The organism is Brevibacillus sp. LEMMJ03 (genome assembly GCF_007197875.1).
Lineage (GTDB): Bacteria > Bacillota > Bacilli > Brevibacillales > Brevibacillaceae > Brevibacillus > Brevibacillus thermoruber.
In genome coordinates this window covers 25,842-39,957 of the sequence record NZ_VKJN01000021.1, presented here as the reverse complement: position 1 = coordinate 39,957, position 14,116 = coordinate 25,842, and the positions used below count along the sequence as shown (strand labels likewise).

Annotated in this window: 16 protein-coding genes; 14 read left to right on the top strand and 2 right to left on the bottom strand. The window is 59.3% G+C overall.

Annotation, left to right across the window (positions count from 1 at the left end):
• Nucleotides 1-141: 141 nt before the first annotated feature.
• The gene (ftsZ, locus tag FOI68_RS20045) at nt 142-1,284 is read left to right on the top strand and encodes a cell division protein FtsZ (RefSeq protein WP_029099960.1); all 1,143 of its coding nucleotides are present in this window, start codon (nt 142-144) and stop codon (nt 1,282-1,284) included.
• Between the two features lie 101 nt (nt 1,285-1,385).
• Here the strand turns inward: ftsZ and FOI68_RS20040 are convergent, their stop codons facing one another.
• The gene (locus FOI68_RS20040; RefSeq protein WP_143864095.1) at nt 1,386-1,739 is read right to left on the bottom strand and encodes a YmaF family protein; all 354 of its coding nucleotides are present in this window, start codon (nt 1,737-1,739) and stop codon (nt 1,386-1,388) included.
• A 409-nt stretch (nt 1,740-2,148) separates the two neighbouring features.
• Between FOI68_RS20040 and FOI68_RS20035 the strand changes: the two genes are divergently transcribed.
• From FOI68_RS20035 to sigG, 8 genes are all read left to right on the top strand, one after another.
• A complete protein-coding gene (locus FOI68_RS20035) occupies nt 2,149-3,399 on the top strand; it encodes a type III PLP-dependent enzyme (RefSeq protein WP_143864094.1) in 1,251 nt (416 codons plus the stop codon).
• A gap of 334 nt (nt 3,400-3,733) precedes the next feature.
• Nucleotides 3,734-4,738 (top strand): ABC transporter substrate-binding protein, encoded by a 1,005-nt coding sequence (locus tag FOI68_RS20030; protein ID WP_143864093.1) that lies wholly within the window; start codon nt 3,734-3,736, stop codon nt 4,736-4,738.
• Nucleotides 4,738-5,775, top strand: coding sequence for a FecCD family ABC transporter permease (locus FOI68_RS20025; RefSeq protein ID WP_035295223.1), 1,038 nt, complete (start codon nt 4,738-4,740; stop codon nt 5,773-5,775). The genes FOI68_RS20030 and FOI68_RS20025 overlap by 1 nt, the downstream gene beginning before the upstream one ends.
• 4 nt (nt 5,776-5,779) lie before the next feature.
• Nucleotides 5,780-6,559, top strand: a complete 780-nt coding sequence (locus FOI68_RS20020) for an ABC transporter ATP-binding protein (RefSeq protein WP_029099964.1) — start codon at nt 5,780-5,782, stop codon at nt 6,557-6,559.
• 40 nt (nt 6,560-6,599) lie between these two features.
• On the top strand, nt 6,600-7,166 hold the full coding sequence (cobU, locus tag FOI68_RS20015; protein ID WP_044899404.1) for a bifunctional adenosylcobinamide kinase/adenosylcobinamide-phosphate guanylyltransferase: 567 nt from the start codon (nt 6,600-6,602) through the stop codon (nt 7,164-7,166).
• A gap of 538 nt (nt 7,167-7,704) precedes the next feature.
• On the top strand, nt 7,705-8,667 hold the full coding sequence (spoIIGA, locus tag FOI68_RS20010) for a sigma-E processing peptidase SpoIIGA (RefSeq protein WP_044899405.1): 963 nt from the start codon (nt 7,705-7,707) through the stop codon (nt 8,665-8,667).
• Between the two features lies 1 nt (nt 8,668).
• The gene (gene sigE / locus FOI68_RS20005; protein WP_029099967.1) at nt 8,669-9,391 is read left to right on the top strand and encodes an RNA polymerase sporulation sigma factor SigE; all 723 of its coding nucleotides are present in this window, start codon (nt 8,669-8,671) and stop codon (nt 9,389-9,391) included.
• A 207-nt stretch (nt 9,392-9,598) separates the two neighbouring features.
• The gene (sigG, locus tag FOI68_RS20000) at nt 9,599-10,378 is read left to right on the top strand and encodes an RNA polymerase sporulation sigma factor SigG (protein WP_029099968.1); all 780 of its coding nucleotides are present in this window, start codon (nt 9,599-9,601) and stop codon (nt 10,376-10,378) included.
• Between the two features lie 54 nt (nt 10,379-10,432).
• Here the strand turns inward: sigG and FOI68_RS19995 are convergent, their stop codons facing one another.
• The gene (locus FOI68_RS19995) at nt 10,433-11,242 is read right to left on the bottom strand and encodes an FkbM family methyltransferase (protein ID WP_185973986.1); all 810 of its coding nucleotides are present in this window, start codon (nt 11,240-11,242) and stop codon (nt 10,433-10,435) included.
• A 213-nt stretch (nt 11,243-11,455) separates the two neighbouring features.
• Here FOI68_RS19995 and FOI68_RS19990 point away from each other — a divergent pair, with 213 nt between their 5' ends.
• The 5 genes from FOI68_RS19990 to FOI68_RS19970 all read left to right on the top strand — a co-directional run bounded on the left by FOI68_RS19990 (nt 11,456) and on the right by FOI68_RS19970 (nt 14,103).
• Nucleotides 11,456-11,740, top strand: coding sequence for a YlmC/YmxH family sporulation protein (locus tag FOI68_RS19990; protein WP_029099969.1), 285 nt, complete (start codon nt 11,456-11,458; stop codon nt 11,738-11,740).
• Nucleotides 11,741-11,809: 69 nt separating this feature from the next.
• The gene (gene pgeF / locus FOI68_RS19985) at nt 11,810-12,646 is read left to right on the top strand and encodes a peptidoglycan editing factor PgeF (protein WP_143864091.1); all 837 of its coding nucleotides are present in this window, start codon (nt 11,810-11,812) and stop codon (nt 12,644-12,646) included.
• A gap of 7 nt (nt 12,647-12,653) precedes the next feature.
• Nucleotides 12,654-13,358: a YggS family pyridoxal phosphate-dependent enzyme gene (locus tag FOI68_RS19980; protein ID WP_143864090.1), complete on the top strand. Its 705-nt coding sequence runs from the start codon at nt 12,654-12,656 to the stop codon at nt 13,356-13,358.
• Between the two features lie 23 nt (nt 13,359-13,381).
• A complete protein-coding gene (locus tag FOI68_RS19975; protein WP_044899409.1) occupies nt 13,382-13,807 on the top strand; it encodes a cell division protein SepF in 426 nt (141 codons plus the stop codon).
• Between the two features lie 26 nt (nt 13,808-13,833).
• Nucleotides 13,834-14,103 carry a YggT family protein gene (locus tag FOI68_RS19970; protein WP_029099973.1) on the top strand — a complete coding sequence of 90 codons (270 nt, stop codon included), beginning with the start codon at nt 13,834-13,836 and terminating at the stop codon, nt 14,101-14,103.
• Nucleotides 14,104-14,116 lie beyond the last annotated feature (13 nt).

Below are 14,116 nucleotides of genomic sequence, written 5' to 3'. Positions count from 1 at the left end.
GCAAAACATTTCCAATCGGGCGAAACGGCAGAGGATTGACAATATCCCGCACACGGCCAAACAATACGGGCGTCTGCCGTTTTGCCCGCAGGCTTCATCAGCCGAAGCTTTTCTCAAGTTGAATTGGGGAGGACTAGCAAGATGCTGGAATTTGATATGGATATGGAATCCTTTGCGCGAATTAAAGTGATTGGTTGCGGCGGTGGCGGAAGCAACGCGGTGAACCGCATGATTGCCGGCGGCGTCAAAGGAGTGGAATTCATCACCCTGAACACGGACGCGCAAGCTCTTCAACTGTCCAGCGCCGAGATCAAGCTGCAGATCGGGGAGAAGCTGACGCGCGGTCTGGGTGCCGGGGCCAACCCGGAAATCGGCAAGAAAGCAGCGGAAGAGAGCCGCGAAATGATCGAGAACGCCCTGCGCGGCGCGGACATGGTGTTCGTGACGGCAGGGATGGGCGGCGGTACCGGTACCGGCGCCGCTCCCGTGGTCGCTGAAATCGCCAAGGAACTGGGCGCATTGACCGTAGGCGTGGTCACCCGTCCCTTCTCGTTTGAAGGGCGCAAGCGCGCCATGCAGGGGGAAATGGGCATTGCCGCACTGAAGGAAAAAGTGGACACGCTGATCGTGATCCCGAACGACCGTCTGCTGGAAATCGTGGATAAAAACACGCCCATGCTGGAAGCGTTCCGCGAGGCGGACAACATCCTGCGCCAGGGCGTGCAGGGCATTTCCGACCTGATTGCGGTGCCGGGCCTGATCAACCTGGACTTCGCCGACGTGAAGACGATCATGACCGAACGCGGCTCCGCCCTGATGGGCATCGGGGTGGGCAGCGGAGAAAACCGTGCGGCCGAGGCAGCTCGCCGTGCCATTTCCAGCCCGCTGCTGGAAACGTCCATCGACGGCGCTCGCGGCGTGCTGATGAACATTACGGGCGGTACCAATCTCAGCCTGTACGAGGTGAACGAAGCCGCCGACATCGTGTCGTCCGCTGCCGATCCGGACGTCAACATGATCTTCGGCGCCGTCATCAACGAGGACTTGAAGAACGAGATTGTGGTGACAGTCATCGCCACCGGTTTTGAAGACAACCAAAAACAGGCGTCAGCAGCCCGTCGTACCCAGCAGCCGATCGCGACCAACCGTCCGACGCCGATCTCCAATGCCAATACGGGCCGCAGCAAGGAAGAGGAAGAAGAAAAATCGTTCTTCTCCATGAGCAATCTGGACAACCTGGACATCCCGGCGTTTCTGCGCAACCGCCGTCGCAACAAAAAATAGGGAAAGACAGAAAAAACCTTGTTCCGCAAAAGGGACAAGGTTTTTTTCGATTTTCTGCGACGGGACAGCGGGACGGGTCAGCGGTAGCTTTCGCTGGTGCGTCAGCGGTAGCCTTCGCTGGTGCGGCCCCGGTAGGAATGAATATGCCGGTCGTTGAGCGTCGTGTCGCCCGCGAATGTGTGATAATGGCCGCCGCCGGGAAGCGAAATGGGCGGACCGGTCCATCCGCGGAAATAGTGAACGTGGCCATCGTCAAACGAGGTGACGCCTTCGTAGTAGTGGACGTGACCCCGCCCCGTCCCCCGGTAGGGACCCGACGTCCGTCCCTGCACCTGGTGGCGGTGCCCGTTGTTGAAACTGGTTCGGGTCGAATAGGCATGAATGTGTTCCGGGGTGTCGGCGAAGCGGATGAAGTCGATGGAATGGGTGTGCTGTTTTTGCCGTTTTCTTCGCAAGGGAATACCGCCTTTCGAGAATGCCGTTTCCTATATAACATGCAGGCTGGGGGAAAACGGCAACGGTAGATGCCTACCGCATCATGCCAAATCCCGAGAACGTGCGGAACCTCGTCCCAGGGAATGTTCGTTGGGCGACCTGAATGCCGTTTATCAACAGAATATTGCAACAATGGAAGCTGTCCGGATTTACAATTGACATCGATAATCATTATCAATTAAACTGATCTTGTACCTTCCAGTTTTGACCATCGCAAGGATGTCGTCACGGAAGTGCGCGTCTTTGTCAGGGATACCCACGCGCTGCCGGTCACGGCCAACGCTGCACGCTGCTGTCCGCGGCGGGGCAGAAACGCCGTCGCATGTCCGGCACGCCAATCCATTTCATCAATCAATCAGGAGGGGCTTCATGGAAAAAGTGATAGAGCTTCTGCACCAACGGATGCGTGAGCACCGGCAAAGCGACCGGCCGCTTTGCGCGTTCGTGTACGATCTGGAACACCTGCGCCGTCATGCCGCCCGGCGGATCGATTCGCTCCCGCCGTCGTGCCGGCTGTTTTACGCCGTCAAGGCCAACACCAGCCGTCCGATCCTGGAGGCCCTGGCTGGCATCGTCCACGGCTTTGAAGTGGCCTCCTTGGGGGAGATTGAAAAAGTGAGGGCGGTTGCTCCGGACATCCCGATCATTTTCGGCGGTCCCGGCAAGACCCGCGAGGAGATTGATGGGGCGATGCGCCACAACGTCAGCCTGATCCATGTGGAAAGCGAGCATGAGCTGCACAAGGTGGCCCACATCGCCGCCGCACGCGGCATCCAAATGCCCGTGCTGCTGCGGGTGAACCTGCGCGGTCCGCTGCCGCAGGCGACGCTGGCGATGGCCGGCCGTCCCACGCAGTTCGGCATTGACGAGGCCAGGCTGCCGGATGTGATCCGGATCGCCCGGCAGTACGAGTCCGTTCGGATCGAAGGGTTTCACCTCCATTCGATCTCCAACAACCTGGACCACGGACAGCATCTCCACCTGATTGACACCTATCTCGACCGGCTGACGGGCTGGATCGAGCAGTTCGGTTTGACCGTCACCTGCCTGAATGTCGGCGGCGGCATCGGCGTCAACTATGCCGACCTGGGAAGGCAGTTTCGCTGGAACGACTTTGCCGCCCGCCTCGGCCCCCTGCTCGCGGCCAAGTGTCCGCCCGGCGTCACCGTCGTATTCGAGTGCGGCCGATACCTGACCGCCTCCTGCGGCTACTACGCCGCCGAGGTGATCGACCTCAAGGAAAATCACGGTAAAAAGTATGCCGTCATCCGCGGCGGCACCCATCACTTCCGCCTGCCGGCCTCCTGGCAGCACAGTCATCCGTTCCGGATCATCCCCCGGGAAGAGTGGGCGTATCCCTATCCCCGCACGGAATGGACCGATGCGGCGATCAGCGTCGTCGGCCAGTTGTGCACGCCCAAAGACGTGCTGGCCCAAGACGTCCCCGTCCCCCGCGTGCGGATCGGCGACATCGTCCTGTTCCTGTACGCCGGAGCCTACGGGTGGGCCATTTCCCACCACGACTTTCTCAGCCATCCCCACCCGGAGCATCTGTACATCGGGGAGGACGGCCAGGCATTCGCGTATGGAGGTGCCAGCCGCGCAGAACGTCTTGGGTAAACGGGAGCGGACGGAGCCGGCTGCCGGTGCGGAAGGGAAAGGCTTCGCGCCCGGCGGTCCGGTTCGCGCTCGGCTCCGTCCCGGGCGGTGTACAAACTGCGTAGGGCAGCCGGAGGGAGAAGATATGCGGCGACAGGTTTCCCTGTGCCGTGTATCTTCTTTTTTTGCCGCCCCAATGATATAATGACAGACGGACTCGACGTACGTCCCATCGAATCGTGTTCCGGCAGCGGGTGCTTGCTGACCCTTTGTTTCCCGGCGGATGCAAAGGGTTTTTTCGCTTTGCGGCAGGCTGTCAGAAGGTTTTCATACATACGGAAAGGAAGAGTGAACGATGAAACGATCCCTGTGGCTCGTAATGGGTGCGCTGGTAATGGCGCTGCTTGGCGGCTGCGGCGGCAGCGGACAAACCGCGGGCGGCCCGGACCAGGCGCCCACGCCGGCGGCGGCCGGCACAGAACAGAAGTCCGGCCAGACAACTTCTCCAGGCGCCAAACAGACGAGCTATCCCCTCACCGTGAAGGATGCGACCGGGACCGCCCATACCTTTGCCAAGGCCCCGGAGCGGATTGTCTCCACGTCCCCGGCCGAAACGGAAATCTTGTTTGCCCTGGGGCTTGGCGACCGCGTGGTGGCCGTCTCTGACTACGACGATTACCCTGAGGAAGCCAAAGCCAAGCCGAAAGTGGGGGGCGTGGTCAACCCCAACGAGGAGGCGATCATCGCCCAGCGGCCGGACCTGGTGATTACGGGTATTTCCATGCAGGACCAGGTGGCGGAAAAGCTGCGCTCGCTTGGCCTGGTCGTCTGGAAGACCAACCCCCGCACGACGGCGGACATCATGAACAACATCCTGCTGATCGGGCAGATTACCAACCGGCAGGAACAGGCGGAGTCGGTGGTCGCGCGGATGAAGGAAGACATCCAGCGGGTGAAAAACGCCGTGCAGGACGTCAAGCCGAACGAGCGGAAAAAGGTGTACGTCGAATTCGCGCCCGGCTGGACCGTCGGAAAGGGCGAATTCATGGACGAGCTGATCACGCTGGCGGGAGGCGTCAACATCGCCGCCGACATGGAAGGCTGGAATCCGATCAGCGAGGAGAAGGTGCTGAAAGAAGACCCGGACGTGATTCTGTACGCGAGCGGCGTGACGGATGAGAAAAGCGGCCAGACCCTGGAGCAGATCATCCGCAAGCGGAGCGGTTGGGACAAGATGAAGGCCGTTCGCGATCAGCGGGTCGTCGGCGTGGACCAGAATCTGCTGTCCCGCCCGGGCCCCCGGATCACCCAGGGGCTGTATGAGGTGGCCAAAGCGATTTACCCGGATCGGGTGAAATGATGAGAACGCGATTGTTTCTGTGGGGAGGAGCAGGCTGCCTGCTCCTTTTCCTGTCGGTCGTGGTCAGCTTGTCGCTGGGAGCGGCCCAACTGCCCCTCTCGCAGGTCTGGGCCATCCTGCTTCATCAGCTTCCGGTGATCGGCCAGCATGTCCCCGTCGATTGGCCGGCGTCGTCCGAGCAGATCGTGATGAAAGTGCGTTTTCCCCGTATCATGCTGGCTGTTCTCGTCGGGGCCTGTCTGTCGCTGGCCGGCGCCGGTTTTCAGGGCGTTCTGCGCAATCCTTTGGCCGATCCCTACACGCTGGGAGTCGCTTCGGGGTCTGCCGTCGGCGCCGCTTTCCTCATCCTGTTCGGCTACCAGTTTGTCCTGCTTGGCCAATGGACCGTTCCGATCGCCGCTTTTTTGACCGGCATGGGCAGTCTGTGGGCGGTCCTCCGGCTGGCCAACACGAACGGCACGTTTCACGTCGAAACCCTGCTGCTGTCGGGCGTCGTTATCCAGGCGTTCCTGGGGTCGCTGGTCTCGTTCATGGTCTCGCTCTCCGACCAGGTAGTGAACGAGATCGTCTTCTGGCTGATGGGCAGCCTGGCGTACCGGGGGTGGGCGTTTTCGTCCGTGCTGGTTCCCTACCTCTGTGGCGGACTGGTCGTGCTGGCCGCTTACAGCCGGACGTTAAACCTGTTTGCGCTGGGCGAACGGCAGGCCGCTCACCTAGGGGTTCATGTGGAACGGACGAAACTGGTGGTCTTGTGCGTGTCCGCTTTGCTGACCGCCGCTGCCGTCTCCATCGCCGGGGTCGTCGGCTTTGTCGGATTGGTGGTGCCCCATCTGGTTCGCCTGCTGGCGGGGCCGGACTACCGCCTGCTGCTGCCGTTGTCGGTGATTTACGGTGGCGCGTATGTGCTGTGGGCGGACACGCTGGCACGAACGATCCTGGCCCCGACGGAGATTCCGCTTGGGGTGGTCACCGCCTTTCTGGGCGCGCCGTTCTTTGCCTATCTGCTGAAGAAAAACAAACGGCTGGCGAGGAGGTAGACGGATGATACGGGTCGACGGAGTGGGAAAGGCGTACGACGGCATTCCGGTCCTGCACGACGTTCATTTTTCGGTGGAAAGCGGAGAATGTTTCGGCATCATCGGCCCCAACGGCAGCGGGAAATCCACCTTGTTGAAGCTCTTGTCCGGCGTCGAATCTCCCGATGCGGGGCACATCTGGCTGGACGGCCGGCCGATCGAAGCGCACTCGCGCAAGGAGCGGGCCCGCCGGATTGCCGTGCTGCAGCAGGAGCCCCTGCCGGCCGTCGGCTTTACGGTCAGGGACGTGGTGGAAATGGGTCGGTTTCCGTTTCAGAATTGGCTCGGGGAAGAGCGGGAGGATGCCGCCCAGTTGATTGACGCAATCATCCAGATGCTCGGATTGAGCGACCTGCAGCACCGCACGCTGGAATGGCTGAGCGGGGGAGAGAAGCAGCGGGTGGCCTTGGCCAAGGCGATGGCCCAGCAGCCTCGGCTTCTGCTCCTGGACGAGCCGACGACGTACCTGGACATCGGCTATCAGGTGCAGCTCATGGATATGGTCCGCGCCTGGCAGCGAAAGGAGGGGGTGACCGTGATCGCCGTCCTGCACGATTTGAATCTGGCGTCGCTGTACTGCGACCGGCTCCTCCTGCTGCAAAAGGGGCGGCCGTGCCGGATCGGAACCCCGCGGGAGATTGTGCGCGCCGATGTGATTCGGGAAGTGTACGGCACCCAGCCGATCGTAATTGATCACCCGGTGCGCCAATCGCCGCAAATCCTGCTGCAATCGGGAAGCGAATAGCGGCTCATCGCGGGCGTGTCCGAAAAAAGGAGGGATCGTCATGATCGTGCTGGTTACAGGCGGCGCGCGGAGCGGCAAGAGCACGTTTGCGGAAGCGTACGCCGCCCGTCTCGGTTCACAAGGGGTGTACATCGCCACGTCCCCCGTTTTTGACGAGGAACTGCGGGAGAGGGTACGCCGCCATCGTCAGCGCCGCGAGCGGTCGCCGTTTTCGTGGGAGACGTTTGAGATTCCGTACGACCTCGCCGGCATTTTGCGCCGGCTCTCCTCCGAACCGGCGATCGGCTCCGGCGAGCGCGTGGTTCTGGTCGACTGCCTGACGCTCTGGCTCTCTAATTGGCTGCTGAGACATGAGCGGGATCAGCCGATGGAGCACACGCTGGAAAAGGTGGACGAACTGGTGGAAGCGCTGCGGTCGTTTCCGGGAACGATCATCCTGGTCTCCAACGAGGTGGGGTACGGCATCGTTCCCGACAATCCGCTCGGCAGGATGTTCCGGGATGCGGCCGGTATCATGAATCAGCGGGTGGCGGAAGCGAGCGACCAGGTGTTTCTGGTGACGGCGGGCATTCCGGTGGAGCTGAAATCGCGCGCCTTTCGCCTGTGACGATCAAAACGAAAAAAGGGGCTGTCGTGCGTATCGTAGCGACAGCCCTCAGTGTGTAGACAACGTGACTGCTGGGGGGAGAAGCACGTTTCCGTCATCCGCTCCTTGCTTTACCCACCGAACACAAGCTAACGCTCGCGTTCGGCGGGGCCCAGTTAACGCCCAACAGGGAAGCCCAGACTGCACGCTCCTCACCGATTTGCGGGGGAGCGCCAAAGTCGTATCGCTACGCAGCCCATTCAGAGGTGGCGCTCCTTTTTCCCGCAAATCGCTGCTCCGCTCGGTAGGGCTCACAAGTCGCTCTGCCTGGAAACATGCTTCTCCTTCGGTACAATCGGTTTGTTTTCAGACTGAGGGCTGTCGTACGCATTGTAACGACAGCCCTTTCCGTTTGCTTTCGGTCATGCGCCCCGTCCGAAACCGCCCGCAGTCCGCTTGGTCCCTTCTACAAAAAATCCGAAAAAACACGGTCAAGAATTGACAGACTTTACATACACATTGATATATACTGTCTTTGCCGGGCGGGGGTGAAGGCAGAGTGATCGTCTATCTCGATATCATTCTACTCCTGAATATGGCCATTGATACCTTGCTGCTCTGGTTTACGGCCTATTTTCGCAAAGAGCGGGTAATATGGTGGAGGATCCTGCTGGCTTCTCTGTTCGGGTCTGTGTACCTGGTGTTTTTCTTTCTCCCTTCCTTCGCCTCGATGTACCAGTGGACCGTCAAGCTGCTGTTTTCCGTCCTCATGCTGTGGATCGCGTTTGGCAATCGAAGACTGCGCGCCTTCCTGCAAAATCTCGCCATTTTCTACTTCGTGGCCTTCATCTTCGGCGGCGGTGTGTTTGGCCTGCAGTATTTCCTCGCCTCGCACAACGAGATCCTGAACGGGTTGGTGTCCCTCCACAGCGACGGATTCGGCATCGGGTTCAAGCCGACACTGGGCGTTCTTGCCGTGGGGTTTTCCCTCGTCTGCGTCCTCAGCCGGAAGAGCTACCATGCCGTTCAGGAGCCGCGACGGATCGAGGCGTTCCTCGCCGAGGTGACGGTGACGATCGCAGGGGAACGCGTCGTCTGCCGCGGACTGGTGGACACCGGCAACCAGCTCCACGAGCCGATTACCCGCCAGCCGGTGATGATTGTGGAGAGCGAACTGGTTGCCCATATCCTGCCGGCTTCGCTTCGCCAGCGGATCGCCGGCGGCCCGACGGCATGGGAAAACCTGGACGGCCTCTTCGAGCAGGTGCCCGCGGAATGGCAGCCGCGGCTGCGGCTGATTCCCTACCGCAGCGTGTCCCGGGGGATGGATGTTCTGCTCGCCGTCAAGCCGGACGAAGTGATCATCGTGCAAAACGGCGCCCGCTACTGTACCAGGAAAGTGCTGATCGGTCTCAATCCGATCCCGTTGGCCGCCGACGGCCGGTATCAAGCCATCGTGCACCCCGCCATCATACAAAGCGATGACCAAAACCTTACTCCCTTACGCGAACAGGAGGGCTAGTATGTATGTGAAACTTCGCCTACAACTCCAATTGCTCTGGTACCGTTTCCTGCTGTGGATTGGTGCACGCGCCGAAGAGATCTACTACATCGGGGGAAGTGAAGCCCTGCCGCCGCCGCTGACCAGAGAAGAAGAAGAGATTCTCCTGAGCCGGCTGCCGTCCGGCGATCCCGCCGTGCGCAGCATGCTGATCGAGCGCAACCTGCGGCTTGTCGTGTACATCGCCCGCAAGTTCGAGAACACGGGGATCAACATCGAGGACCTGGTCAGCATTGGGACGATCGGCTTGATCAAGGCGGTCAACACGTTTGATCCGGAGAAAAACATCAAGCTGGCCACTTACGCTTCCCGCTGTATCGAAAACGAAATTCTCATGTACCTCAGGCGGAACAACAAGATCCGCTCGGAAGTGTCGTTCGACGAACCGCTCAACATCGACTGGGACGGCAACGAACTGCTGCTCTCCGACGTGTTGGGGACGGATAACGACACCATTTACAAGAATATCGAAGACCAGGTGGACCGCAAGCTGCTGAAAAAAGCGCTGGATAAGCTGACGGAGAGGGAGCGCATCATCATGGAGCTGCGCTTCGGATTGGCGGGCGAAGAAGAGAAGACGCAAAAGGACGTCGCCGATCTGTTGGGCATCTCCCAGTCGTACATTTCCCGCCTGGAAAAGCGAATTATAAAACGGTTGCGAAAAGAGTTCAACAAAATGGTGTAGCGCATATTTTCCCAGTCGAAGGAGATACTGTTCCTAAACCGTGCCAGACAGTGGCAGCGCCACTTGCTCGTACTACCGCCTTCACACGGCTCCGCTCTCGCCGGAAGCTCGGCCATCGCCGAGTTTTCTTTCATCCGGCCATGCGTCGGTACGCGGCCTTTCAAGACAACCGGGTTGGGAACTTTCTTGCTTCGAGGAGGGAAAGACGTGACGCGCAACAAGGTAGAGATTTGCGGGGTGGACACCTCAAAGCTTCCGGTGCTTACCAACAAAGAGATGAGGGACCTGTTCGAACGCCTGCAGAGCGGCGAACTGGCAGCGCGGGAGAAGCTGGTCAACGGAAACCTGCGGCTGGTGCTGAGCGTGATCCAGCGCTTCAACAACCGGGGCGAGTACGTGGATGACCTGTTTCAGGTGGGCTGCATCGGACTGATGAAGGCCATCGACAACTTTGACCTCGGCCAAAACGTGAAGTTTTCCACGTACGCCGTGCCGATGATCATCGGGGAGATTCGCCGCTACCTGCGGGACAACAACCCGATCCGCGTATCGCGGTCCCTGCGGGATATCGCCTACAAAGCGCTTCAGGTGCGGGACAATCTGACCAACAAGCACTCGCGGGAACCCACCATCACCGAGATATCCCAGGAACTGAACGTGCCCAAGGAAGACGTCGTGTTCGCGCTGGACGCCATCCAGGACCCGGTCTCGCTGTTTGAACCGATCTATCAGGACGGCGGCGATCCCATCTACGTGATGGACCAGATCAGCGACGAGAAAAACAAGGATGCCACCTGGGTGGAAGAGATCGCCCTGCGCGAGGGCATGCAGAGGCTGGGCGAACGGGAGAAGATGATTCTCTCGATGCGCTTCTACGAAGGAAAGACGCAGATGGAGGTGGCCGAGGAGATTGGTATTTCCCAGGCGCAGGTCTCCCGGCTGGAAAAAGCGGCCATCGCCCACATGCAAAAACACGTGCAATCGTAACGCTCATCATATGCCGCCTCCGTGCCAACAGCGACGGAGGTTTTTGTTTGCTGTTTATTTACGCTTCGGATTAATGCAGATAACATGCGGGATGGGCTGATGGAACGTTCCCCGCAATTTGTGCCGCAGGGGTGCCGTGATTTCGAAAGGCATTTCGCTTTGGAGCGAAACCAATTGGTATTCCCCGGAAAATGACAGGATCAGGTACGTCAAGTGCCGATCGATTCTGATCTGCTCCAGACGAGTCTCAAATGACGAAAGCTTCGCAAATTCCTCCTCAACGACAAAAAAAGCATTCACCTCTGTCAGCGCGGCCAACTGATACCCTTTCGACCGGGCGACTCTCACCAGCGCGGCCACCGAACATCCGGTGTGGTTGTCGTAATCGGGGTAGATGTCGATATGAGCCGGCATGGTCGGATTGTATTCACAGATGATCACACGCGGTCTGAGGGTGGTCAGGCTTTGAAAAATGTAGTAGTCGTTCCCGTCAATGTCAATCGACAGCAGGTCGATTGGTTCCGTGATGCCCCGTCGGTGCAAAATGGTTTCCAAATGGTTGTCTTCGTCGATCCCGACCTTTGCCAGGATCGGCACGCACGAATAGTTTCTCACATTGTCCAACTGCGCAAGAAACTTGTTTTGTTCCGCTTCAATCAATACGCCTTTCCAGTCTTTTGTCCATAAGGCGGCCGTATTGGACAGAAAGAAGCCGTCCCACGCGCCAAATTCCACGCATACTTTTGACGTGGTGCCGATGATCTCGAAAATCTTTTCAATGATGCCATCCTCGCCAAATTGGGAATGAATGGTTTTGCGAAAATCAAGCAATCTGGGTTTCCGGGTCGTGTCGCCTGTATCCACCGCCGAGAACCTCCTTTGCATGGCCAACCTCTCACGATACCTTATGTATGGCAAAGAAAAGTGTGTGTCCGCAATTGACCAAGCTGATCGGCCAGGATGGCGGCGCAAACGACTTGCCGTGACGCCGGTCCAATCTTTCTCCGCTTTTTCACGGGGCATATTTGTCTGCCCGGTCATATACTTGAACTAACGGAGAAAAAGTGGGTGAGGAAAATGGTCAAGATCTCGGACTTCCAGACCAAAGAAGTGGTGAACATTTTGGATGGCAAGCGGCTGGGGCAGATATCCGACCTGGAGATAGACCTGCGCCACGGGCGGGTGGAGGCGATTGTCGTCCCCGGACCGGGCAAATTCCTCGGGTTCTTTTCAGCGGGCAACGACTACGTGATTCCCTGGCGCAACATCATCAAGATCGGCAAGGACGTCGTTCTGGTTCGCCTGGAGGAGTCGCTGCGGGTAGAGGCGAAAACCAGCGGGGAAGACGAATACCGGGCATAGAAAGGCGAGAGAGAGCCTTTCTTTTCTTTTGGGCTGTGGTATCATAAGCCATATAAGGAAGGTGACAACATGAACGAACCGTTTGTTGGCAGAGAGGGCGGCGCGCTGCTTCATCTGCGGGAGTGGGAAGAGCGCTTTCCCGGCTTGGCGGCCGGGTTTACCCTCAGGACCGGGGGTGTGAGCGAAGGGCCGTACCACTCTTTTAACATGGGCCTGCACGTGGGGGACGACCCGGAACACGTGGTGGCCAACCGGCGCAAGCTGGCGGCGGAGCTGGGCATGCCGTTTGAAGCCTGGACGTGCGCGGACCAGGTGCACGGCAGCCGGGTATGCCAGGTGACGTTCAAAACCAAAGGTGCGGGCAGGGAGAGCCTGGACGACGTGATACCGGCGACGGACGGCCTGCTTACGGATCAGCCGGGCGTGCTGCTCACGTCCTTTTATGCCGACTGCGTGCCGCTGTTTTTCCTCGATCCGGCGTCGCGGGCGATCGGCTTGGCCCACGCCGGCTGGAAGGGGACGGTGGCGCGTATTGCCGAGGAAATGGTGCGGGCGTTTCAGCGTCACTACGGCAGCAGGGCGGAGGAGCTGCTGGTGGCGATCGGTCCTGCCATCGGCGGCTGCTGCTACGAAGTGGACGAACGAATCATGGAACGGGTGCGGACGGCGGCTGCTCGCTGGGAAGCGGCCGTGATTCCCAGGGAAAACGGCCGGTACATGCTGGATCTGCCCCGTCTGAACGAGGAAATATTGGCGGAATGCGGCGTCGCGCCAGAGCGCGTGCTGCGCACGGGATGGTGTACAAGCTGCCGGACCGACCTGTTTTTCTCCCACCGGAAAGAGGCGGGGAAAACGGGACGGATGGCGTCGTTTATCGGGTGGAGAGAGTCTGAAAAGGAGCTGTGAACGAATCGTGACGAGAGAGAGGGAAATGCTGAAAGAGAGGCTGGCAGCCGTCGAAGAGCGCATCGCGGCCGCCTGCGCCCGGGCCAACCGGAAGCGGGAAGAGGTGAAAGTCATCGCCGTCACCAAGTACGTCGACGCCGACACGATCGGCGATTTGCTGGCCATCGGGGTGGAGCACATCGGGGAAAACCGCGTGCAGGATGCACTGCCCAAGTTCGAGCGCTACGGCCACCTGGGGACGTGGCACTTCATCGGCCATCTGCAGACCAACAAGGTAAAAGACGTTGTAGGGAAGTTTCCGTTCATCCACTCGCTGGACAGGCTTTCGCTCGCCCAGGAGCTGAACAAGCGCGGCGAAGCGCTGAACCGTGTCGTTTCCTGTTTTCTGCAGCTCAATATCTCCGGAGAAGAGACAAAATTTGGGCTTAGTCCCAATGACGTATTGGCTTTTTTGCAGGAAACCAGTAATATGAAACATATAAAGATCGTCGGATTGATGACCATGGCGCCTTTTGTCGAAAATCCCGAGGAGGCGCGTCCCGTGTTCCGCGGCCTGCGCGAATGGAAAGAGCGGATCAACGGCTGGAACTTTCCGCACGCCGCAATCGACGAGCTGTCGATGGGCATGTCCAACGATTTTGAAGTGGCGATTGAAGAAGGAGCGACATATATCCGGCTCGGTTCGGTACTGGTAAAGCCGGAATCACCGTAACTCCGCACGAGAGGAGGATGGCCATGGGCGTAATGAACAAGATCATGGGGTTCCTGGGATTGGAAAACGAAGAGTACATCGAAGAGACGGTGGAAGAGGAGCGCGAAGAGCAGGAGCGGGAGTCTTTCACCAAACGGCAGCCGGCGCCTCGCGCCAGCAACGTGGTGCCGTTTCAGGCGCGGGAAAAGGAGGGCATTCGGTTGATTCTATGTGAACCACGGCATTACAGCGACGCGCAGGACATCGCTGACAACCTCCGTCACCGCCGGCCGGTCGTCGTCAACCTGCAGCGGGTGGACAAGGAACAGGCCAAGCGCATCGTCGACTTTTTGAGCGGAACGGTGTACGCGCTGAACGGAGACATTCAAAAGGTGGGCGACTACATCTTTGTCTGCACGCCGGATCACGTCGACATCCAGGGTACGATCTCCAGTGTCGTCGAAGAGTAAGAGAACTCAGCAAAAAGGGTGAGTGAATGACAACGGCCATATTTACCATCGTGTATTACGCTTTTACCGTCTATCAATTCATGGTCATTGCCTACGTCCTCATGTCGTGGGTGCCGCAGATGCGGGAAACGCCCATCGGCCAACTGCTGGAGCGGTTGGTGGAGCCGTTTCTGGCGCCGTTTCGCCGCTTTATCCCGCCGCTCGGCTTTATCGACATCTCGCCGATCGTGGCGCTGATCGCGCTCAACTTCGCCCACAGGGGCCTCAATGCGATCCTGCAGCAACTGCTGCTGTGAGGTGCGTGACGGC

Bases quoted from the DNA above. Each gene is read 5' to 3' on its own strand.
- sigE (WP_029099967.1), top strand. From the start codon at position 8,669: ATGTATGTGAAACTTCGCCTACAACTCCAATTGCTCTGGTACCGTTTC.
- cobU (WP_044899404.1), top strand. From the start codon at position 6,600: ATGATCGTGCTGGTTACAGGCGGCGCGCGGAGCGGCAAGAGCACGTTT.
- FOI68_RS19975 (WP_044899409.1), top strand. From the start codon at position 13,382: ATGGGCGTAATGAACAAGATCATGGGGTTCCTGGGATTGGAAAACGAA.
- ftsZ (WP_029099960.1), top strand. From the start codon at position 142: ATGCTGGAATTTGATATGGATATGGAATCCTTTGCGCGAATTAAAGTG.
- FOI68_RS19990 (WP_029099969.1), top strand. From the start codon at position 11,456: ATGGTCAAGATCTCGGACTTCCAGACCAAAGAAGTGGTGAACATTTTG.
- FOI68_RS20035 (WP_143864094.1), top strand. From the start codon at position 2,149: ATGGAAAAAGTGATAGAGCTTCTGCACCAACGGATGCGTGAGCACCGG.
- FOI68_RS20020 (WP_029099964.1), top strand. From the start codon at position 5,780: ATGATACGGGTCGACGGAGTGGGAAAGGCGTACGACGGCATTCCGGTC.
- FOI68_RS19970 (WP_029099973.1), top strand. From the start codon at position 13,834: ATGACAACGGCCATATTTACCATCGTGTATTACGCTTTTACCGTCTAT.
- FOI68_RS20025 (WP_035295223.1), top strand. From the start codon at position 4,738: ATGAGAACGCGATTGTTTCTGTGGGGAGGAGCAGGCTGCCTGCTCCTT.
- FOI68_RS20030 (WP_143864093.1), top strand. From the start codon at position 3,734: ATGAAACGATCCCTGTGGCTCGTAATGGGTGCGCTGGTAATGGCGCTG.
- pgeF (WP_143864091.1), top strand. From the start codon at position 11,810: ATGAACGAACCGTTTGTTGGCAGAGAGGGCGGCGCGCTGCTTCATCTG.